General features: G+C 58.0%; 1 protein-coding gene. It reads left to right on the top strand.

From position 1 onward, the window contains the following. A partial coding sequence (locus AF337_RS43120; protein ID WP_160320233.1) for a hypothetical protein occupies nucleotides 1-212 on the top strand: 212 nt, incomplete at both ends.

Below are 212 nucleotides of genomic sequence, written 5' to 3'. Positions count from 1 at the left end.
ACATCACCCTGATCGTCAATCGGACCCCGACCGTCGCCGAACTGTCGCTTTACTCCGGCGGAGATTCCTATTTCAAGGGCTGCGGTCTTTTCTGCGGACTGGGGCAGGTTCCGAAGGGTTCCTATCATCTGACCATTGCCATCACGACACCGGCCATTGCGCTGATCAGCGATGGCAAAACGCCTGACCTGACGCCGTTCCGGGGATACATC

The sequence above is a fragment of the Rhizobium ecuadorense genome (assembly GCF_001187535.1).
GTDB classification, from domain to species: domain Bacteria; phylum Pseudomonadota; class Alphaproteobacteria; order Rhizobiales; family Rhizobiaceae; genus Rhizobium; species Rhizobium ecuadorense.
The sequence above is the reverse complement of the archived record's forward strand: the minus strand, read 5'-3'. Positions and strand labels throughout refer to the sequence as shown.